General features: G+C 47.4%; 14 protein-coding genes. 5 read left to right on the forward strand and 9 right to left on the reverse strand.

The window, feature by feature from the left end; translation table 11 throughout:
* Positions 1–123 precede the first annotated feature (123 nt).
* A complete protein-coding gene (locus ACOSVP_RS05845) occupies positions 124–3,474 on the forward strand; it encodes a DUF748 domain-containing protein (protein WP_487346553.1) in 3,351 nt (1,116 codons plus the stop codon).
* Between the two features lie 84 nt (positions 3,475–3,558).
* Here ACOSVP_RS05845 and ACOSVP_RS05850 read toward each other — a convergent pair whose 3' ends face one another.
* Positions 3,559–4,689 carry a glycerate kinase type-2 family protein gene (locus tag ACOSVP_RS05850; RefSeq protein WP_487346554.1) on the reverse strand — a complete coding sequence of 377 codons (1,131 nt, stop codon included), beginning with the start codon at positions 4,687–4,689 and terminating at the stop codon, positions 3,559–3,561.
* Between the two features lie 293 nt (positions 4,690–4,982).
* On the reverse strand, positions 4,983–7,958 hold the full coding sequence (locus tag ACOSVP_RS05855; protein ID WP_487346555.1) for an NAD(P)-dependent oxidoreductase: 2,976 nt from the start codon (positions 7,956–7,958) through the stop codon (positions 4,983–4,985).
* Between the two features lie 365 nt (positions 7,959–8,323).
* On the opposite strand from ACOSVP_RS05855, the gene ACOSVP_RS05860 reads away from it, so the two are divergent.
* Complete coding sequence (locus ACOSVP_RS05860; RefSeq protein WP_487346556.1) at positions 8,324–8,581, forward strand: HP1242/YdcH family protein; 258 nt, start codon at positions 8,324–8,326, stop codon at positions 8,579–8,581.
* Positions 8,582–8,643: 62 nt separating this feature from the next.
* On the opposite strand, the gene ACOSVP_RS05865 is transcribed toward ACOSVP_RS05860, so the two are convergent.
* From ACOSVP_RS05865 to arfB, 6 genes are all read right to left on the reverse strand, one after another.
* Positions 8,644–10,314: an amino acid ABC transporter ATP-binding/permease protein gene (locus ACOSVP_RS05865; protein ID WP_487346557.1), complete on the reverse strand. Its 1,671-nt coding sequence runs from the start codon at positions 10,312–10,314 to the stop codon at positions 8,644–8,646.
* Positions 10,280–12,004: a thiol reductant ABC exporter subunit CydD gene (cydD, locus tag ACOSVP_RS05870; RefSeq protein WP_487346558.1), complete on the reverse strand. Its 1,725-nt coding sequence runs from the start codon at positions 12,002–12,004 to the stop codon at positions 10,280–10,282. The genes ACOSVP_RS05865 and cydD overlap by 35 nt, the downstream gene beginning before the upstream one ends.
* A 41-nt stretch (positions 12,005–12,045) precedes the next feature.
* On the reverse strand, positions 12,046–12,162 hold the full coding sequence (gene cydX / locus ACOSVP_RS05875) for a cytochrome bd-I oxidase subunit CydX (protein WP_055463284.1): 117 nt from the start codon (positions 12,160–12,162) through the stop codon (positions 12,046–12,048).
* Positions 12,163–12,206: 44 nt separating this feature from the next.
* A complete protein-coding gene (gene cydB / locus ACOSVP_RS05880) occupies positions 12,207–13,343 on the reverse strand; it encodes a cytochrome d ubiquinol oxidase subunit II (RefSeq protein WP_487346559.1) in 1,137 nt (378 codons plus the stop codon).
* A 1-nt stretch (position 13,344) separates the two neighbouring features.
* Positions 13,345–14,922, reverse strand: a complete 1,578-nt coding sequence (locus ACOSVP_RS05885; RefSeq protein ID WP_487346560.1) for a cytochrome ubiquinol oxidase subunit I — start codon at positions 14,920–14,922, stop codon at positions 13,345–13,347.
* A gap of 390 nt (positions 14,923–15,312) precedes the next feature.
* Positions 15,313–15,726, reverse strand: coding sequence for an alternative ribosome rescue aminoacyl-tRNA hydrolase ArfB (arfB, locus tag ACOSVP_RS05890; RefSeq protein WP_487346561.1), 414 nt, complete (start codon positions 15,724–15,726; stop codon positions 15,313–15,315).
* Between the two features lie 130 nt (positions 15,727–15,856).
* Here arfB and hisA point away from each other — a divergent pair, with 130 nt between their 5' ends.
* The gene (hisA, locus tag ACOSVP_RS05895) at positions 15,857–16,621 is read left to right on the forward strand and encodes a phosphoribosylformimino-5-aminoimidazole carboxamide ribotide isomerase (RefSeq protein WP_487346562.1); all 765 of its coding nucleotides are present in this window, start codon (positions 15,857–15,859) and stop codon (positions 16,619–16,621) included.
* Between the two features lie 127 nt (positions 16,622–16,748).
* The gene (locus ACOSVP_RS05900) at positions 16,749–17,489 is read left to right on the forward strand and encodes a hypothetical protein (protein WP_487346563.1); all 741 of its coding nucleotides are present in this window, start codon (positions 16,749–16,751) and stop codon (positions 17,487–17,489) included.
* Positions 17,490–17,491: 2 nt separating this feature from the next.
* Here the strand turns inward: ACOSVP_RS05900 and ACOSVP_RS05905 are convergent, their stop codons facing one another.
* Positions 17,492–19,186: a diacylglycerol kinase family protein gene (locus ACOSVP_RS05905; RefSeq protein WP_487346564.1), complete on the reverse strand. Its 1,695-nt coding sequence runs from the start codon at positions 19,184–19,186 to the stop codon at positions 17,492–17,494.
* A 332-nt stretch (positions 19,187–19,518) separates the two neighbouring features.
* On the opposite strand from ACOSVP_RS05905, the gene rsgA reads away from it, so the two are divergent.
* Positions 19,519–20,502, forward strand: a complete 984-nt coding sequence (gene rsgA / locus ACOSVP_RS05910; protein WP_487346565.1) for a GTPase RsgA — start codon at positions 19,519–19,521, stop codon at positions 20,500–20,502.
* Positions 20,503–20,565 lie beyond the last annotated feature (63 nt).

A 20,565-nucleotide genomic window follows, 5' to 3' on the forward strand; every position in this document is an offset into this window, starting at 1 on the left:
GCGCAAAATTTTAACAATGCTTACAAAGTTCTGGACTTATTATTACTTAGACATCTAATTAAAATTATCATTTGGCGTCATAGTGACAGACGCACGTTCAGACCAGTCAGCAAGGAGTAGGTTATGGCTAAGGTGCTAGCCCATTTAAAACCGTGGCAAAGAAAGACCCTGATTACATCCATCGCCACTTTGATTATTTTGACTGTGTTTTGGGCACTTTTGCCTACCCTAACAAAATGGCTGGCGAACCGTTATCTAGCGCCCTACGAAGCACACTTTAGCGCCACCGAGATCAATCCAGACCTATTTCCGATTGGTTTAACCTTGTCAGAAGTTGCCATCACCCAAGCAGAACAACCGACTCTGTCATTGAAACAATTAAGCGTTGGTTTGGATTTTTGGCCGTTATTCACAGGTGCCTTCCATGTCAACCATATCTTGATCGATGGTTTTAACATGCAAGTGGAGCAGGTTCCCGAAGGTTGGGTGGTTGCCGGCATCCCGACCTACTCTACTGAGCCAGCCCCTGAACAAGAAACCACAGCAGAGGAAGAGAACACTGGCAGCGTGCCGCCTACCTTCTTTATCCGTAACGCTTCGATCAAAGATACATCCGTGAATCTGACGACGGACAAGGGTGCAGACTTCTTTGCCATCAACAGCTTAAACATCACCGAAGTATCTCACGAGCTTTCTAACTGGCGTGGTGTGTTTGACCTTGAAGCAACCATCAATAACGGTAAAGCCATTTTGGAAGGCGATATTCGTGCCGACCAAGAGCAAGTTAATGCGGATCTAGAGCTTGGTAACGTGCGCCTTTCCAGCACCGATGTAGAGCACTTTTTACCCGCAGGGTTAGGTCGCTTAAGCGCCAACGGTTTGCAACTAGAAGGTTTGACTCAAACGACTTACCGCTTTAACGATAGCCCAATGTTAGCCTTTACCTCGCCGCTGATCACATTGGACAGCCTTGACGTGAATATTGAACAAGATGCACAAACTATCCGCTGGCAGTCGTTGCGCTCAGACTTTGCCGATATCTCTGTCAATATGACCGATACCAGCACCCTCGATGTAACCTCAAACAATAGCTTAAGCGTTGAAGGACTTCATATTGAGACCGGCGATAATCACTTAGATTTGGGCAAGTTTGATCTAGCCAATGACTTACAATTAAATAAGTCAGGCGACTCCCTGCGCGTAGCCAAAGCCAACACCCAACTCACGCTTGAGCAAAGCCATATCAAGAATGGTAAAAACAGCATTCAGTTAACACAACTGGATACCAGCTTGGCGGATGTCGCCGCTGAACTTTCCCTGACCGATTTCACTGGGGATATTGCCGCGAGTTTAGATTTGTCCGCCAATACCTTGGTTGGTCAACTGGCGCAAGGGGAAGACTTTGACCTGAAGTCATTTAAGATTAATGCTCCGCTTAATGCCAAGTTGGAAGAGAAGCAGCGCACCTTCTCCGCGGCACAACTTAACCTTGTGTTAAATAACGGGCAATTTGAAGGAAATGGACTAGCAACACAGCTTGAGTCACTGTCTGTTGCACTGAACAACACTGTGATTAATCAAGGTGCAACCAAGCTGACCCTTAGCAATGCTAAAGCGAATTTGAACTTAGCCAACGCCGCTTTCAAGAACAACCAAGTAGATCTTAGCTCAGGTAACTTAGCCCTTGGCTTGAATAACACCCACCTGTCACAAGGTGATCAAGCTTTGTCTGTGACGAGCCAAAGCCAGATTAGTTCTGACAACTTCAGCGTATTGCTCAGCCAATTACCTAATGATATGCCGGCCACCACCGTCAGTTACGACAAGCTAAACTTCAGTAGCCAAATTGCGTGGCAGCAAGGAAACCAGCAAAGTGCATTAACCGCACAAAAGAACAGCTTGACCTTATCGAGCCTTGGCCTTGCGCAAAAAGACACTTTAGAAAGCCTACTACAATCGCTAAAGCTTGATAGCGGTGATATCAAAGTGAGCCTGAATGACGATGGCTTAGATCAACTTGCCATCAATAATAACCAGCTCGTATTTGGCCCCTTGTCATCGACCTTGTCGAACGGCTCATCGTTGGTCGGCTGGAAAGATCTATCAATCAACAGCTCTAACGTTGCTATGAACGCAGCTGGTACTAGTGCGCAAGTTGAGTCGTTTTTGGTGAATGAGTTCCTTGCCTCTAAACCCAATAGTGAACGCCCGCAACCTGCTTTAGCAGCGTTTGAGAAAATGAGTATTGCCAACATTCGCCTAGAGCCAAAAGGTGTGACCGTTGACAAAGTTGACTTTGATAAGCTGATTGCGGGGATTACCTTAGCCGAAGACCGCTCTATTGCTAACCTAGTGCTTCCGGACTACTTGCAGTCAACACCTGAGCAAGCACAAGACGGCAAAGCAAAAGCCAACACCACAGAGAAAAATAGTGCGACCAAACAAGCTCCCTTCTATACGATCGTACATCAGATTCAGTTGTCGCCTGATTCGCAATTTATCTTCTCCGACAATGGCATCAAGCCTGCACTAAGCCGTGTGCTAGATATTGAGCAACTGACCATCGAAAACCTTAATACGCGTAATCCTGACGAGCAGATGCATCTACAGCTGAAAGCCAAAAATGGTGATTACGCCACCATTGATAGCGACGTTAAGATTTTGCCGTCTGCTAACCGTCTGACCATGGAAGCACAAGCCACCATTCGCGAAGTGGAATTACCACCGGTATCGCCTTATGTGGCCAGCGCATTGGGCTACGATATCCATTCCGGGCAACTGAATATGGACCTCAAACTGAAAGCTAAACAAGGGGTACTAGACGGCAACTCCCATATTGTCTTGCGTCAGTTTGACCTGGGTGGACAGAAAGATAGCAGCGCCCTATTGAAAGCCGGTGCAGTGCCACTTGATCTAGCCATCGATGCGCTAAAAAACCGTGATAACAATATCGTTTTGGATCTACCGATGAAGGGCGACATTGAAAACCCAGACTTTCATTGGCAAAACTTCTTTATGTTGCCGATCCGTCAAGGCTTGATCAAAGCTTCAAGTACTTATTTGATGCAGACCTTCATTCCTTATGCCAACGTGATTACCTTAATCCAGTTTGCTGGAGAACAGGCGCTACGCTTACGGGTTGAACCACTGCAGTTTGCTTTGGATGAAGATGAAATCACGGCCCCAGAGCAAGAAGCCTTTCTAGATCAAATGATCAAACTAATGAAAGATCGTAAAGACTCAGAGCTAAAAGCCTGTGGCGTTTCTGTCGTTCGTGATATCAACGATGAGATGACTCACCAAATGCTGAGTGAAGCAGATCGCGCTTACTTGCTAGACCTAGCTAACCGTCGTGCGGAAACCTTGAAACGTTACTTGGTGGATAATGGCATTCCATCTTCACGGGTGTTCTTGTGCGGCCCATCAATCCACAAAGATAAGAATGCCTTACCGCATATCACCTTTTCTTTCTAAATAAATAAGCCGCTTAATCGCGAAAAAAAAAGCCTCGACACTTTCTGTGACGAGGCTTTTTTAGTTGTGATTGCTAGTTCGGGATTAACGAACGATGGCGACCACAATATCCATAACGTTGGTATTGGTTGGACCTGTGATAAAAATACCACCATGCTCACGCAGGTAAGTGCCCGCATCAGCACGTTTAAGGGCATCGCGCGCACCTTCGATATCTGCTGCCGTAGAGCCGTCAACAATACCGCCCGCTGCGTCCGTAGGACCATCACTACCATCCGTGCCCGCTACCAGCACAAGCACGTCTTTACGACCCACAATATGCTGCGCCAAGCCCAATGCTAGCGCTTGGTTACGACCACCGCTACCAGGGTTCTCTGGCAGTTTCACGGTTGGCTCACCGCCGTAGATGTACACACCGGGCGCGGCTTTCGCAAGCTCTTGGCCAATGCGATCAGACAAAAGCGCCACGTCGTCGTAGAGACATTCTTGGTTATCATTGACCGTAAAGCCAAGCTCTTTCGCTTTCGCAGCCGCAGCCATACGCGCCACTTCGTTGGTAGCAATCAAATCGATACTCGATTTAGATGGGCAACGCTTAGTATCACCAGTACCGGAACCTATGGTGCTGATGCTGTCACCTTCTACGTCAGAAATCGCCAACACGCGCACTTCTGCACCTTTGAAGTTTTCTAGTAGCTTGCCATCTTTGATCAACGACGTTTCTTTACGACGCGTGTTGATCTGACCGATGTTGTAACCCGCCGCCAACATCTGATCAGTAAGCTGTTGCCAATCTTGTAGCGTCACATCGTCCGGCAAGGCTTCTGACAATGCCGAGGCACCACCTGATACCAACAATAGCAGTTGGCTGCCTGGTTGCATCGCTTCTACCGTCGCCAGCATTTGCTTACCCGCATCCAAAGAATGCTGATCTGGCACTGGGTGCGCCGATTCGATCACAGTAACATTCGCAGCATCCCACATGGCTTGTTCCGTGTGGTCGTACTTGGTCACCAATAATGCTGGGCAATCTGTACCAAGCGCCGCTAAAGCGCCCGCACACATACCGCTGGCCGCTTTACCGACAGCAATAATTTGATCTGGCTGGAAACCCTCAAATGCCGATACCGCACGATGTGTCGCATTAAAACCTGCTACCGCATCAATCGCCGACTCAAAAATTTTAATGGCTGATTCTTTATCAAGTGAACTCAAACCTATTCTCCTTCTTTACCTAGAAGATACCAAAACCATTCCATAATTAATAATGGCCTATCTTCTATCACTAAAGGCGGCAATATAAATGCCAACACCTTGGTTAGCTGCCCGAGCAACTTAACCCCACCCTAACCCTCCCCTTAAAGAAACAAGGGGAGGGAACATGAGGCTCCTCCCCCTTGCTAAGGGGGAGGCTGGGAGGGGGTCATAAAAAAGCCGCATCAACAGGACTCACGTCACGGCGTTGATGCGGCTTCTTGAGATATCTATGTGTAACTAGATACTACTAATTAGTTGCCGAATGGACCTTGTAGACCGTTCTGAGCTAGTAGCGTACCGTAGATATTTGAGTTCAACACCATCATTTCAGTGTATTGAGCAACTAGTGCTGCACGCTTGTCTGCGTCTTGAGTTGCGTTGATCGCGCCCCAGTAAGCAGCCAATTGAGTCGCACTGTCAGCAAGTTGCTTGATCTGCTCAGCAGATAGGTTCGCAACAGAGCTAGAGTTTACTTTGCCCACACCGTTAACAGTCTTCGCGCCGCCATCAGTGTAACCAGCTGGTAGATCACCTTTTAAGTTCACTACTTTACGGTACTTGATCACAGATAGAATTTGGTCAACCGCTTGCTTAGCACCTTCTACACGAGAAACGTGCTCAGTGTCTGCTGCAGCGTGTGGTAGAAGCTCCATCTTACCTACGTGTTTTTCGTAGATGTTACGGTATGGAACCATTGGACCAGACAATGCACCAGTCGCTGGATCTTTAAATAGGTCAGCGTCGATTGCAGCGTAGCTGATTTGACCGCTTGCTAGTGCAGCATCAAGAGCTTCGATGTCCACTACTTCACCACGGTCGTAGTTTACTAGTACTGCACCTTGGTTCATTGCAGAGAATACTTCTGCGTTGATGATGTCAGAGTTAGCGAACTTGCCAGTTTCAGCGTTGAATGCACCTAGACCAGTGTGTGGGCTAAGAACATCAGCGTCTTTCGCAGCTTCAACGATGCTAGCAGCGTAAGTGAAACCTTCAGACTCGATCCATTTCTGGTGAGCAGGACGCGCGTAGATAGAAACCTTCATGCCGAATGCAGCACCAAGTTTCGCTACTTCACGACCGATGTTGCCGTAACCAACAACAGCAAGTTTCTTACCTTCAAGCTTAGTTGTTGGAAATTCAGCTAGGTTCTTACCTGTGTCGAAGTCACCCGCAACAACGCGATCGTGCATTGCGCTTACTTGAAGATCTGGAAGAACTTTAAGAAGTGCTTTCATCGCCGCTTGTGCAGTCGCACGAGAGTTGAAGCTTGGCGTGTTCATCAGTGGTGCTACACCACCTTCACCGTTACCGCCGCCCCAGCTAGCAGAACCCATGTTACCAGTACCCGCACCGATACGTACGCCACCTAGTTCGAACTTAGATGCAGCTGGGAAGAATGTCGCAGCAGCGATCACAGCGTCGTATTGACCTTCGCCAGTTTCCGCTAGTAGCTCGTCTTCACGGCTTAGGCTTGGCTGGTAGAAGAAGTGTACTTTACCAGTTTCTAGCTCACCTGCGTCAGCAACAGAACCGAAGTGGAACTCACCGCCTTGAGACTTGATGTAAGCAGCAACTTCAGAACAATCAGCGTTGCCGTCAGCGTCGAATACCATGCCAACTAGGTCAGCGATTAGTACTTTGTAGGCGCGGTTAGCGTCGTCAACACGTACGTCTTCAGAAGAAGATGCAGATACTGCGCTTTCGAAAGACTCGCCTTTCTCAGCTAGGATTTCTTCTAGTACAGCGTTTTTCGCACGTAGGTAGCAGTACTGGATGTTGTCTAGTAGTGCAGTGATGTCTTGTGCAGGACGGATACCACCGATCCAAGCACGGTAGTCACCTGGAGAGCCTGGGAACGCGTTCACGTAACGAGCAACGTCTAGACCTTTTTCGTGTGCACCGTCAGTGTGTGTAATACCTTCGTAACCTAGCATTTGCTTAGATTTCACGATGATACGATTGTGTACGGCAGCATCCGTGATATCTTTGTCAGTCACTTTTAGAAGTGTTACCGCAGCACCACGAGAATCAGCGTTAGATACGCCAAGTTCAAATAGTTCGCTGTTGTCGATCCACTGGTTTACTAGATCACGGTTTGCCTTAGAACGTGCGTTTAGCGTGTATACGTCACCGATCATGCGCTCGTTACGTAGTACCGCGAAAGTCGTTTCAGCAAAAGCAAGCGTACTGAATGTGTTGATGATACCACCCAGCATTTGATCTTTTTCAGCGTCGTAGATTGGACCAAGATCAGTAGTTTTTTCGCTTGATAGAGGCTCTTTAGCGTCACGTGGCACAGCAATTTTAAGCTGACGTGGAATCGCCCAAGAAGGATCTTTTTGGTTCGCATTGATGCGAGCAAGCGCAGGCTTAGTTAGAGAAACGATGAAGTAACCAGAGATACCACCGATTGCCTTTTGGAATGGCATGAACATGTTACATTTCGTCAACACGCCATCAACTAGCTCTTGTGCCCATGGCATAGCGCCTAGAAGAGACGTCGCGTCGATTACCGCGTGGTGCTCTGCTGGGTTCGCATCAACCCACTCAAGTAGGTTACGGATTTCTTGTTCAGTGTAAGTAGTCGCACCAGTTGTCTCGTGGCCTACACCGAAGAATAGTTTAACGCCTTTCTCTAGTAGGAAAGAAGCGCTTGGGATCGCACCTTCGCCTTCAGCGAAGATGATACGGCTTTCGTCACCGTTTGTTGCGTAGCGTTGCAGCTCAGTTAGCTGAGTACCCCAAGACTGACGGAAGAAACCACCTGCTTTACCTTCAACAGATTCAGGCTTAGGCGTGTCAACGTAAACGATTTGAGAAGGATCGTTTGCCGTCATTAGGTGAAGCGCTGCCGCTGTGAAACCACTGTGACCACCACCTAGACCAACAGCCATGCTGTTCGCTTTAGGGAAGCCGAAGTAACGGTGGATTTCACGCATCATGTCGTTTAGGACTTTATCTGCTGGGTAACCACGGTGCATACCACGACCGATTTCAGCCGTTGTAAAGCTACCAATACGGTTGCCTTTATCGTCCAGTTTCGGGTAGTTCTCTTCTAACCATGCATCGAATTCGAAACGTAGTTGACGAGCATCAACTTCGTTCAATGTCATGTCTGTGATAGGGCCTACACCAAAGAATTGGTTGCTAGTGGCCTGTGGAGCGCCGTTTTGAGTTAGAGAAAGCGCACTTTCGCGAGCGGCTTTAATTTGCTCAATAGAAGTCATAAACGTGTTACCTGCAAGATAGTTAAAATGCATACGTACTGGCGTATTATTATTTCTGTCAGTTCAATCGCTCATCTGCTTTTACGCTGGGTCATACTGCTCAGCCTGCGTCAGCGCTCTTGAATCAAACAGATGCTCGCCTTTAGAGAATGCCGTACATCAATTCAATACATGAACTAGTCATTCAGTTTAATATTGTTTAAATGGGTAATAGTTACCTGAAAACGGCAAAATTATGCATTTAATCTACAAGTAGCCTGAAAACGTCAAAAATATGCATTTAATCGATAAGTGACCAAAATCAATTTATCTTATGGATAAGAGGCGTACTCTAGAGCTACAAAGAACGAACAAGGAACATGACAATGCCAATCGAAAACCATAGTCTAGTTAACGAGCTGCCTGAGTACAAAGATCAGATTCACGAACTAAAAATGAGTGACGAGCACTTCCGTCGCCTGTTCGAGGAATACAACTTCCTAACTCACGAAATTGAAAACATCGAAAAAGAGATCGTGCTAGCCAGCACCATGGAAGAAGAAGAGTTCAAAAAGCGCCGCCTTCACTTAAAAGACACACTTTTAGACATGTTGCGCAAAGCCAAGGACGCTGCGACAGCTTAATAAGCCGTCCGAGATAGTAAAAAGCCCACGCTTTGCCGTGGGCTTTTTTGTGTCCATTGACACTAGTTCAATTCCAGCTGTCGCGAACGTCGATCCAATGGCGTATCGATGTGACTCACGTAAATCAGCAATTTTGGTTTAAAGGTATAGCGCTCTAACGCATCGCAGACCCGTTGAATACTCGTGCTGTCCAAGCCATCAAATGGCTCATCCAAAATCATAATCGGCGCGCCACGTAGCAGTATTCTGGCCAGACATAGACGACGCGCTTGGCCTCCGGAAATATCACGCCCCTGCGCGCCCAACAAGGTATGCAAGCCATTGGGTAAGGCCTCCGCCCACTCCCTAAGCCCCAACAAACTGAGCACTTCCATTAACTGGGCATCACTCGCCTGTGGATTACCAAGACGCAAATTGGCCGCCAAACTTTGCTGAAAGATTACCGACTGTTGTGGCAAATAGGCAATCTGACTGCGCCACTTCGGATGATCCGTGATTGCAACGCTGTGGCCGTTTATTAACACAGTGCCACGGTAAGCAAGATCGCCAGCTAAAGCGGCAAGGCAGGTACTTTTGCCAACACCGCTAGCCCCCGTCAGTCGCAGACGCTCGCCACTGTGTAACTGAAACGATACTTTCGGCAAACGCAAAGCGGACAAAGGATCATGAATACCGACAAACTTTTGCAACTCGATGGCTTCAGCGCTCGGCACTGGCGCTACCTCCATCGTCTGATCGACATCCTTCACAGCCAATTGATTTAAGCGTTTCAGGCCCACTTTGGATTGACCTTGTGAAAGCACCGCATTGGCCAAGGGTTGCATTAATTCATTCACCCCAAGCGCGGCTAAGATCAAGGCTACCAGCCAAGCCCCTTTGATCTCAGGGTCTAACGTTACCCCCTGCTCCGTCCAAGACACACTTAACCACAGCAAGGCAATTATCAAACTCACAGTGAACAAATGACTGATCAACTTTTGCGACGATACGACACGCTGTAAGCGCTGCTGTAGCGTCTTTTGTCGTTCATCCAAGGTCGCTAAACGATCGCCATAATGTTGCCAGTGGCCACGAATAGTTAAGGTAATCAGAGCCGAAAAGACCGACATAAAACGACTGCGACGATGCACTGCCAACGCCTGCATACGATATACTGCAGGCAAGGCCAAGCGATTTGCTAACCACAGCATGGCCCACAACTGGAGCACAGCATAAATCAGTACCGGAATGCCTAGCTCTAACTTTATCGATAGTGCCAGCAACAACAATGCGATACAGCCCAATAGTCCATAGATCCAAGGCATAATCACCGCCAACGGCCATTTGATGATCATGTCCACATCGCCCACTAAGCGCTGCAACAGATCACCACGAGTCTGCCGATACACCGAACTTAGAGATGTCTTGACCCGCTGATCCCAAATCCATAAGCGCAAACTGCGCAGCAAACCTAACAGATGATCATGGGAAAAGACCTGTTCACCGTAACGTCCCGCCGTACGTAAGATCGCCATTAAGCGCACCAAAGCGCCTGGGGTAAAAAAGTTAAACACCAACGCCGTGCCCATTGCGCTAGCAAGACCTGCCGCCGATAAAAACCAGCCAGAGATACCCAATAAGGCGACCGCCGCTAAGCTGGCGACAATGCCAATCAAGGTAGCGACTAGCAAACCAAACGGGTTATCAAGTAGTAAGGATTTAAACGTAAGTGATGGGGGTTTGCGCTTCGACATGCACACCTTCCTCTGTCATAAGCCATTGCTGATTCACCCAAATCACAGGGTGTGTATCATGACTAATAATTAGCACCGTCTTGCCGTAGCTGGCTTCATCCAATGTGTTCAGCACCAACTCGGCGGTTTCACTGTCTAAGCTTGAACAAGGCTCATCCAATAGCCAGATGTCGGCTTGACTTAATAATGCACGGGCGATCGACAAACGCTGCATTTGACCGCCTGACAGGCCTGTGCCCGCTTCACTGATGGCGGTATCCCAACCAAAACGCAAGCTGCCGACAAAGTCCCAACATTGAGCTTTGATCAAGGCATTACGTAACGCATCATCAGCACAGTGCCCTAACCCTAATTCTAAGTTTTGACGGATGGTGCCTTGCACCCACTCGGGTGTTTGTGGCAACCAGGCTAAGCGTCGTCGCCATGCCGGCAAGTCATTGACTTTTAAAGGCTCACCTTCGATCAAAAACCTACCCTGAAAATGCTGCTCGAAACCCAGTAGGATAGCCATCAGACTGGATTTCCCCACCCCCGATTGACCTCTTAGCCAGACGCGATCTTTCGCTTTAATTTGTGCGTTCAAATTTGCTAGACGTGTACGACCTGCTTCTGACCAATGCACATATTGAAACTCAATCAGCGGCGTCGCCATCGTCTTGGCCGCCGCAGATTCTGCGACCTTGGTTAAATCCTCTTGATCCGATTGCGTGACTGCCAAGACCTCGGCGATCTGCGTCGCTGCGGCTTCTGCTTTTTGTTTAGCATGGTAGTCATTACCGAGCTGGCGCAGGGGCAAATAAAATTCGGGCGCCAGTAACAGTAAATAAAAGGCCGCAAATAGACTCACCGGTGCCACGCCCACTTGCCATGGTAATTGTTCCAATAAGCCAAGCCCCAAATAGAGAGCGACCATGGCAATGGCTACGGAAGAAAACAACTCAAGAGTCGCGGTCGACAAGAATGCCAAACGCAGCACGCCCATGGTGGTTTTCTGATATTCACTGGCCGTTAGCGACAAGCGCTCGCGCGCGATTTCCGTCTGCTCCAAGCGTTTCAGCTCAGCCATGCCTTGATTGAGATCCATAAACTGATTCGACAGCAGCGACAGCACTTTGAACTGCTTACGGTTGGCATTGGCAGCCTTATGACCGACTAAGATCATAAAGAAGATCACCAAGGGCGCGGTCAGGGCAAAGATAAAAAAGGCAACCCAAGAGACCGGCAACACTGACACCAGAATGGTCAGCGGTACAAAGGTAACCAGAAACACCTGCCCCACATAACGACTGTAATAGTCATCTAGGGCATCGACTTGCTCATAAACACGGGTAGATAAACCCGCATCCTCATCCAGTCCCAAACGCTTTGGCCCGAGATGGGTCAAATGATCGATTAATCGTTTGCGAAGTGAAAAGCGGATATTTCGACTGGCGGTGGCACTCATTTGTTCACGCATGAACTGCAACACAGCCTTTAACAGGAAAGCACCACCCGCTAAGGCGGCGGCCTTGAGAGGCAATTGCCCCTCAAGGACTAGATCAGCAAATACTGTTGCCAAGCCTAAGGCTTGTGCCACGATCGCTAACGCGATTAAGACCCCTAACCATTTCACTGCTTGAAAGCGTCTTTTTTCCACCTGCTGTAAGTCGAAAAGAAACTGCTGTTCTGGCGTCTTAACCCGTTTGCGCATCGCAATAGCCTTAAATCATAAGGTGATTAGCCTTGATTGTCTTACATTGAATCTTCTGGAGATTCACCGTCGTAACCTGAAAACTCAAGCCAGACAGCATTAATGATGCCGAATGAACACGCAAGTAGAACACCCAACACCCAAGCAAAATACCACATAATGACTCCTTAAATTTGGGGCAGGTACCCTGCCCCACTGCATCTTAGTAAAGTGAGTGAGAGTTTTTAGCGATGTGCTCTTTAGTCAAACGACCAAACATCACAAAGTAACTCCATACAGTGTAGGACAATACAATCGGTACGAAGATACAGGCCACCACAAACATGATCATCATAGTGGTTTCACTTGATGTCGCATCCCACATAGTCAGACTCATACTTGGGAAAGTAGAAGACGGCATTAGGAATGGGAACATAGAGCCACCCGCAGTCATGATGATGCCAGCAATACCCAGTGATGATAGTAGGAATGCCATACCACCACGGCCCGCTGCGCCCATCAACCCCGCTAGCAACATGCCACCGATACCAACAATCGGAGCCAGAATCAGAGCAGGGAAAACACTGTAGTTGGCTAGCCAAGCACCCGCTTGAACTTCGGCTGTTTTCATTAGTGGTGTCATAGCAGAGTTACCATCGAACTCACTGGTGATCACGTAACCATCAATACCGTAGGCTAACCAAACACCCGCTAGAGCAAACAACACCGCCGTTAACACACCTGACACCATGGTTGCTTTACGCACTTTGGCAAATAGGTTGCCCTCAGTTTTCAATAGCAACCATGCGCCACCTTGTGTCACTAGCATTAGCAAGCTCACTAGACCACATAGAATCGCAAATGGGTTAAGCAATGCGAAGAATGAGCCTGTGTAGGTCACACGTAGGTATTCGTCAAACTGGAATGGTACGCCTTGTAGTAGGTTACCAAACGCCACACCAAAGATGATTGGTGGAACAGCCGAACCAAAGCCAATAGCCCAGTCCCAGTTTTTACGCCATTTGGTACCGTCAAGCTTAGAACGGTAATCAAAACCGATTGGGCGGAAGAACAAAGCCGCCAAGGTTAGGATCATCGCCATGTAAAAGCCTGAGAACGAGGTTGCGTATACTACTGGCCAAGCCGCAAACAAGGCACCACCTGCTGTAATAAACCATACTTGGTTACCATCCCAGTGTGGGGCAATCGAGTTGATCATAATACGGCGCTCTGAATCGTCTTTTGAAATGACGTTCAAAAGCGAACCAACGCCCATATCAAAGCCGTCCGTGATGGCGAAACCGATTAGCAATACGCCAACCAATACCCACCAGATGACTTTCAGCATTTCGTAATCCATCTTAAACCTCCTGCGCTTTAAGCTGGTCTGTTTCTTTTTCTAGCGCATAGCGGCCAGTGTGCAGACTTGAAGGACCTTTCTTCGCGAAACGAATCATCAAGTACATTTCTGCAATCAAGAACACAGTGTACAAAGCAGTCATTAAACCAAGTGACAACCAAATTTGGCCCGTTGTTAGGTTCGATACCGCCACGTGTACAGGCAGTACTTCACCAATCGCCCAAGGCTGACGACCGTATTCGGCAACAAACCAACCTGTTTCACAGGCAATCCATGGCAACGGTAGCGTGAACATAATGGCTTTTAGGAACAGACGGTTTTGACCAATACGACGACGTGCGTTTTGGTAGAAAGCAAAAGCGAATGTCACCAACATCAGGAAGCCAGCTGCCACCATGATACGAAAAGCAAAGAACAGCGGCGCGACTTTAGGGATTGAGTAATCCACTGCCATATCAAGCTGCTCTGGTGTGACGTTGTTGATGTCATCGGTAAAGGCTGTCACCAATAAGCCATAACCCAAATCGTCTTTTACTTTTTCGAAGTTTTCGATCACTTGTGGGTCTTCGTTACCAGAACGTAGCTCAGCTAGTAGCTGATTAGCGTAGATACCGTTGATAATGCGTTGGCGGTGGTATTCTTTTAGCTCTTTAATACCCACCACTTCTTCATCTAATGAACGAGTGGCAATCAAGCCCATCAAGCCAGGTATACGCAACGCATATTCTGTTTCTTCAAGCTCTTGATTCGGGAAACCAATGATGGTGAACGGCGCTGGCGCTTCGTGTGTTTCCCACTCAGCCTCAACAGCAGCCAACTTCACACGCTGTACTTCACCTAACTCATAACCTGACTCGTCACCAAGAATGATAACGCTCAAAGTAGCCGCTAGACCGAACGCTGAAGCGATGGCAAACGAACGACGCGCAAAGGCCAAGTCACGATTTTTAAGTAGGTAGTAGCTTGAGATCACCAATACAAAGATAGCGCCCGTTACGTAACCCGCTGAAACCGTGTGAACAAATTTCACCTGCGCCACTGGGTTAAATAGCAACGCACCAAAGTCCACCAATTCCATACGCATGGTTTGGTAGTTGAACTCAGAACCGACTGGGTTTTGCATCCAACCGTTGGCGATCAAGATCCACAGTGCAGACAAGTTAGAACCTAGCGCTACCAGCCAAGTCACCATTAAGTGCTTAACTTTGCTTAAACGGTCCCAACCAAAGAAGAACAAACCAACCAAGGTTGATTCAAGGAAGAAGGCCATCAAACCTTCGATTGCCAAGGGCGCACCGAAGATGTCACCTACGTAATGCGAGTAGTAAGACCAGTTTGTCCCGAACTGGAACTCCATGGTCAAACCGGTTGTAACACCTAAGGCGAAGTTGATACCAAACAACTTACCCCAAAAGCGCACCATGTCCTTGTACACCTGCTTGCCTGTGATGACGTACACGGACTCCATAATCGCAAGTAGGAAAGAAAGGCCGAGGGTCAGAGGTACAAACAAAAAGTGGTACATGGCCGTTAGCGCAAACTGGAACCGCGAGAGCTCTACAACTGCTTCATTAATCATGATCTTAACCCATGTCTAACGTAAGAAAACGGCGGCTCTTCCGAGGCACTTCAATGCTCTTATTGCTTTTGGTCGCCAACAAACACCAAATCATTCACGAAATGTATGACTGGCATACACGTGAATTATTTATTAGCAAGGCTTATGGGTCATTGCGATAGATCAATAAATGACACTAATGACTTCACTCTTGTTCAACTTACTCAATCTTTACAACAAGAAAGCAGGTTTATAACACTCAACACGAAGTGGCATAACACCATAAGCAGTGCTTCGGCGCATATTAGATTCTCATTATTTATACGAGTCAACACAAAAAGTAATAAGCTTATATCTTTTTGGGATATGTTATTTTTTCATATAACCATGGGCGATAAAAAATCCTTATGGTTACCACTTTGCTTGCCGTTGGCTCTTAATCGCGCCTCGCTGTTTTTTGCTATCCAAGCGTTTGCGCTGGGAGCTCTTAGTGGGTTTAGTCGGACGACGCACCTTCTGTGGCCGATTAGCGTCAAGAATTAACGCCAGCAAGCGCGCCAAGGCATCCTCACGGTTAGCTTCTTGGGTACGAAACTGTTGCGCCTTGATGACTAAAATACCGTCTTTGGAGATACGACTATCGTTTAACGACAGCAATTGCTCTTTAATTCTTTGCGGCAAAGACGATTGCAAAATATCAAAACGCAAATGAATCGCGCTGGAGACCTTGTTGACGTTTTGACCGCCCGCCCCTTGAGCGCGAATTGCGGTCATTTCAATTTCATGATCGGGTATTTCTACGGTATTCGAGATTTTTAACGCCATGTCTTCGCTCAATTGCTTCTTTATTGAGCCATTATTGTAACAGGGCGACCTGCTTTCATAATGTTACTTCGCATCTTTTGACAAGTTCGTTACAATCACTGTCCTTTTTGATTTAAGACTGGAGCCATCAGTGACACTATTTCGTCCATGCATCGACCTACACCAAGGCAAAGTGAAACAGATTGTAGGGGGGAGTTTGAATGACACTGGCGCTAAAGAGAACTTTATTAGCGACTACGACGCCGCATATTACGCCAACCTGTATCGCGAACATGCGATCACCGGTGGTCATGTTATTGCGCTTGGCAAAGACCACGAGAACAAATTAGAGGCACTGAGCGCACTTCGAGCTTACCCAAATGGCTTACAGTACGGCGGCGGTGTGACCGTTAAAAATGCTGCAGAATACTTAAAAGCCGGTGCGTCCCACGTTATCGTCACGTCTTACCTATTTGAAAACGGTGAGTTCTCTTGGGACCGTCTAGATCAAATTAAACGAGAAACAGGTACCGAGCGCTTAGTATTGGACTTAAGCTGCCGTCGTGTCGGCAATAGTTGGTTTATCGCTACGGACCGTTGGCAGACCATCACTTCTACAGAAGTGAACATGGAAAACTTAGTCGAGCTTGCTAACCACTGTGATGAGTTCTTAATTCATGCGGCGGACGTGGAAGGCCTACAAGCCGGTATCGATGAAAAGCTAGTAGCACTGTTAGGCCAAGGCTGTCCAATCGATGTTACTTACGCTGGTGGTGCGCGCTCATTAGAGGATCTAAAGCGAGTGCATGAGCTGTCTAATGGCCAGGTAGATTTGACCATCGGCAGCGCCCTAGACATCTTCGGTGGCAAAGGTGTCACCCTAGAAGATTGCATTAACTGGAACCGCCAACAGTAAATATCCCCATTAAATCGAGGGTTCTTTACATGGCCCTCGATTTGTTGCGCATTCGCTGACTCGACATCCCTGCCCCATTACCGCATACTTGGCGCACATCATATTTACATTAGGAAACATTTCGACTATGAGGATCTTTCGTACTGGTTTTGTTCTACTTCCCTTGTTGTTAGCGGCGTGTTCCTTTCCGACAAAACCGACTTCCTCTGACTCTACTGTAAACGAAGTTGGTGCACTGGGTAACACGAAGGCTGAACAGCCTTCAGCCACTCAGTCAACGCAAGAGAACGAGACAACAAAACCCGAGCTATCGAATCAAGAGCTGTTGGCACAATACAAGTCCTTACAGACACTGGCGCGCCAAAACATTCAAGAATTGGAAACTCGTCTTGGCCAGACCATCAGCAAACCAAGTTTATCGATTCCTTCGACTAATGATGTGGCGATGCTGAAGAGCAAGGTTAACGAGCTACAAGAGTTTACCAGTGATTTGACTGGCCAGATTGTGGAATTAGACAAACGCGTTATGGAACGTCGTGATCAGCCGAAAAAAGGTGATCAGCTGCAAGTTCATTTGTCTGCGTTGGAAGTCGATAACCAGAAGTCATTTAAAGCACAGCCGTTAGTCGGCAACTGGGTGCGTGGTGAATCAAGAGTGGTTCGCTTAAATGAAAACTTCTTGATGGGCAATGCCACATCAGAGCCATTAAATCTAACTTACACCGAAACCTACCAAATCATTATGAATGAAAAACTGATTGGTACCTTTGGTCCGAATCGCAGCAAATACGAGTTAGAATTTGATGCGCCAACGTCTGATCAAAAGGGTCAGATCGTCGGCACCTTAAAAATTCGTATTCCAGATTAGATTCAATGAGCTGGGGAAGCCTTTCGCTGGGCTTCCTCTGCTTCCTCAAGTGTTTCTACAGTCCGCACCAACTTCGCTGGCACCATCACCGATAACGACTTCGGCATCACTTCCACCAAAAGCTGTTCCGCTTCTCGGTTTTCCCCGTCTAATACATAGGACACCAAACCACCGTCTTTGGCCTCTAATTTAACGCGATAAGCGGTAGTATGATGCACCCCTTCGTACTCGTGATCTTCATAACGATTGGTTAAACCATGTCCAACCAGTTCCAACAGGTTCAAAATTTGTGGACGATCAGGAGACAACCAAGTTAAATCCATCTCACCATCGGTGAGATCTGGTGCTCCGCGCCCTTGAGCAAGCAAGGTGGTCACGGGCGCCGCATTCGCAATCGTCAGGCTGGGTGTATTGATTTCGATCGCTTCTTGATCGTTCATCTGCACCTTATAAACCGTACTTTGATTATCCCCTACGGCTTCAGATAAACCTTGTAAATAGGCCAGCTGACCGCTGGTATTTTTCTTCGCACGATCGGCTTTCTCGATCATTTTTTGCTCAAAGCCAACGCCACACAGTAATAACATCACTTCATCATTACAAAGTGCCGTATCAATGCGACTTTCCACCCCTTCAATCAGCGCCATACAAGCGGTCTGGATTGGGTTGATCTTCACTCCCACACCACACAAAGCATGGCTCAAGGCATTCGCGGTCCCCAACGGAATGATGCCCAATTTGACCTGCGTATTAACCAGCTCTTGGGCCACCTCAGCAACAGTACCATCACCACCACAAGCAATGATCACATCAGGATGCTTGCGCAGTGCCTTTTGTGCCCAATAACTGCCGTTATGCTTTTCTGACGTAGTGCGAATGGTAATGTCGTAGTAAGGCGCTAGCAGCGCCATGATTTGCTCTTTGCTTTGCGCCCATTGGCGAGTCCCTGCCACAGGGTTAGCAATTAACCATGCCGTGTTATGAACTCTTAACAGTCTTTTGTGATGCATGACGGTCAGTTTATTGAACTGACGTTTGTTTAAGTGAACGCTTTTACGCACACTTTTAATTTGTTTAATTACCCCAGCAACGGTTTTGTTAGGATGCTGACTTAATAAATAGGCGGCCATCATAAACACCGAGCGTCCTCGACCTAAAGCACAATGCACAATCACACTGCGCCCCCCTTTACGATGTGTATGAATCCAATTTAGGGCACGCTTTACCTGCACTTCCGAAGGTGTTGCGTGATCCAAAATGGGCACATTGAGATAATCAATCTCCTCACCTAATAAAGTCCAATTGAGAGAGTTGAACTCAGCCGTGACATCCAAGACGGCACAGATATCGTGGCTTTTTAAGAAATGTATATCCGATGGAAACAATCGACGCGCCAAAAACAGGCCCGGCTCAATTTCTTGAATGGCAGGGACTTTATCGCGGCTGCGAGCAATGGCGTTATAACATTGTGTGGCCCATAAGAATGGCCAGAGCGTCCAACGAATAGAAAAAGGAATGCTGCCATCGGCACGCTTTCTGAAAATAGAAGGGTTATTAAATATATAAGCCAGACTCACCACGAAAAATGACAAGGCTGCCCAGCCCCAAGCACTGCGAAAATATAAGTCAGCGGTGGTGATCCCCAGCAGTACAAACACTAAGGCAAGTACAAAATACAGATTCGTATGCAACAGCATAATGGCTCCTCCTAGTCCGCGAACTTAACTAGTTATACGTTTACAAAGGTCCGTCTCACCTTTATTACCATAACCATAAGCCATTCATTCGTAAATCTTTGTTGAGGATCTTGCGATTTTCATGCATTTGAATGCTGGAGAAGAAAGGCTGTAAAAAACACCAAAAATACATTTTGCCTGATTAAACACTGTGCTAATCTCGATTCGTGTTGACTAGAAGTTATCGAACATTCTTTAACCATAGTCAATTGTTCACGGGAAGAGCGACTTTTGCATTCTAGTGGCTTTTCTTTATCAAGTTCGTTGGTGCTCTTGCACCTGGAGTTATCTTAATGGATGCATCTATCTCTTTGTTTGAACTAGGATGGCAAACCTATTTCCAACAGCAGTTGTCATTGGATGACCTAGAAGCGCATAAAATTGCACGTGTTTGCCGAGTTGAACCGTCCAATTACGCCTTACTTTCTGAGCAAGGTCTCATTAGCTTAGCAATACAACCCTCGCAGCCGAATATGACTATCGGTGATTGGGTAATCGTTAATTCTGATAATCAGTTCGTCCGTAAACTAGACCGCAGTGCCCTTTTCAACCAAGAGCAAAAATTAATTGCTTCTAACATTGATACGGTGTTGATTGTAAGTGCACTTGATGACAATTTTAATATCGAACTGATTAAGCGCTACCTTGAATTAGTACATGAAGCAGAGTCTGACGCGATTGTCGTGTTGACCAAAGCAGACCTGTGCGATGCAACGGAAGTGGATGAGAAGCGTGACCGCGTTCAACGCCTCAACCCTCTCCTGATGATAGAAACCGTTAACACTAAGTCGGAAGAACCTGTGGAAGCGTTGAAGAGCTTCTTTAAGAAAGGTAAAACCGTCGCCATCCTTGGTGCACCCGGTGCAGGCAAATCACGCTTAGTGCGTAGCCTAATCGACTTAGATGACGCAAACACTCACTTTAGTGTCGAGCAAGACTCATTATTCCGCTTACCAAATGGCTCAGTACTACTGGACTCTCCTGAGTTACGTGAGCTACAAGCGAGTGAAGCGATGAGCTCAGTCTCTGGACTTGAAGTGGTCGCCAAGCTTGCAGAAAAATGCCGTTTTAATGACTGCACACACACCAACGAACCTGGCTGTGCGGTGAGAAAAGCGCTTGATGATGGCGAAGTGGAAGAGCAACGCGTGCGCGCTTTCAAACGTGCAAACTTCTCTCGCGATGAAGACGACTCTTCCAAGTCTAAACCACACGATAAATTCCATCGTAGTGCTCACTCAGATGCCCGTGCGAGAAAGCACAGCATTACGGAGTAAAACGCAACAGACATAAAAAAACCTGCTTAACGCAGGTTTTTTTATGTCGTTCGATTCGCTCCA

The sequence above is a fragment of the Marinomonas sp. HM11-D genome (assembly GCF_057626615.1).

What these genes read in the sequence shown, in the direction of transcription:
- ACOSVP_RS05845 (WP_487346553.1), top strand. Translation starts at nt 124, where the DNA reads ATGGCTAAGGTGCTAGCCCATTTAAAACCGTGGCAAAGAAAGACCCTG.
- ACOSVP_RS05855 (WP_487346555.1), bottom strand. Translation starts at nt 7,958, where the DNA reads ATGACTTCTATTGAGCAAATTAAAGCCGCTCGCGAAAGTGCGCTTTCT.
- ACOSVP_RS05860 (WP_487346556.1), top strand. Translation starts at nt 8,324, where the DNA reads ATGCCAATCGAAAACCATAGTCTAGTTAACGAGCTGCCTGAGTACAAA.
- ACOSVP_RS05865 (WP_487346557.1), bottom strand. Translation starts at nt 10,314, where the DNA reads ATGTCGAAGCGCAAACCCCCATCACTTACGTTTAAATCCTTACTACTT.
- cydD (WP_487346558.1), bottom strand. Translation starts at nt 12,004, where the DNA reads ATGCGCAAACGGGTTAAGACGCCAGAACAGCAGTTTCTTTTCGACTTA.
- cydX (WP_055463284.1), bottom strand. Translation starts at nt 12,162, where the DNA reads ATGTGGTATTTTGCTTGGGTGTTGGGTGTTCTACTTGCGTGTTCATTC.
- cydB (WP_487346559.1), bottom strand. Translation starts at nt 13,343, where the DNA reads ATGGATTACGAAATGCTGAAAGTCATCTGGTGGGTATTGGTTGGCGTA.
- ACOSVP_RS05885 (WP_487346560.1), bottom strand. Translation starts at nt 14,922, where the DNA reads ATGATTAATGAAGCAGTTGTAGAGCTCTCGCGGTTCCAGTTTGCGCTA.
- arfB (WP_487346561.1), bottom strand. Translation starts at nt 15,726, where the DNA reads ATGGCGTTAAAAATCTCGAATACCGTAGAAATACCCGATCATGAAATT.
- ACOSVP_RS05900 (WP_487346563.1), top strand. Translation starts at nt 16,749, where the DNA reads ATGAGGATCTTTCGTACTGGTTTTGTTCTACTTCCCTTGTTGTTAGCG.
- ACOSVP_RS05905 (WP_487346564.1), bottom strand. Translation starts at nt 19,186, where the DNA reads ATGCTGTTGCATACGAATCTGTATTTTGTACTTGCCTTAGTGTTTGTA.
- rsgA (WP_487346565.1), top strand. Translation starts at nt 19,519, where the DNA reads ATGGATGCATCTATCTCTTTGTTTGAACTAGGATGGCAAACCTATTTC.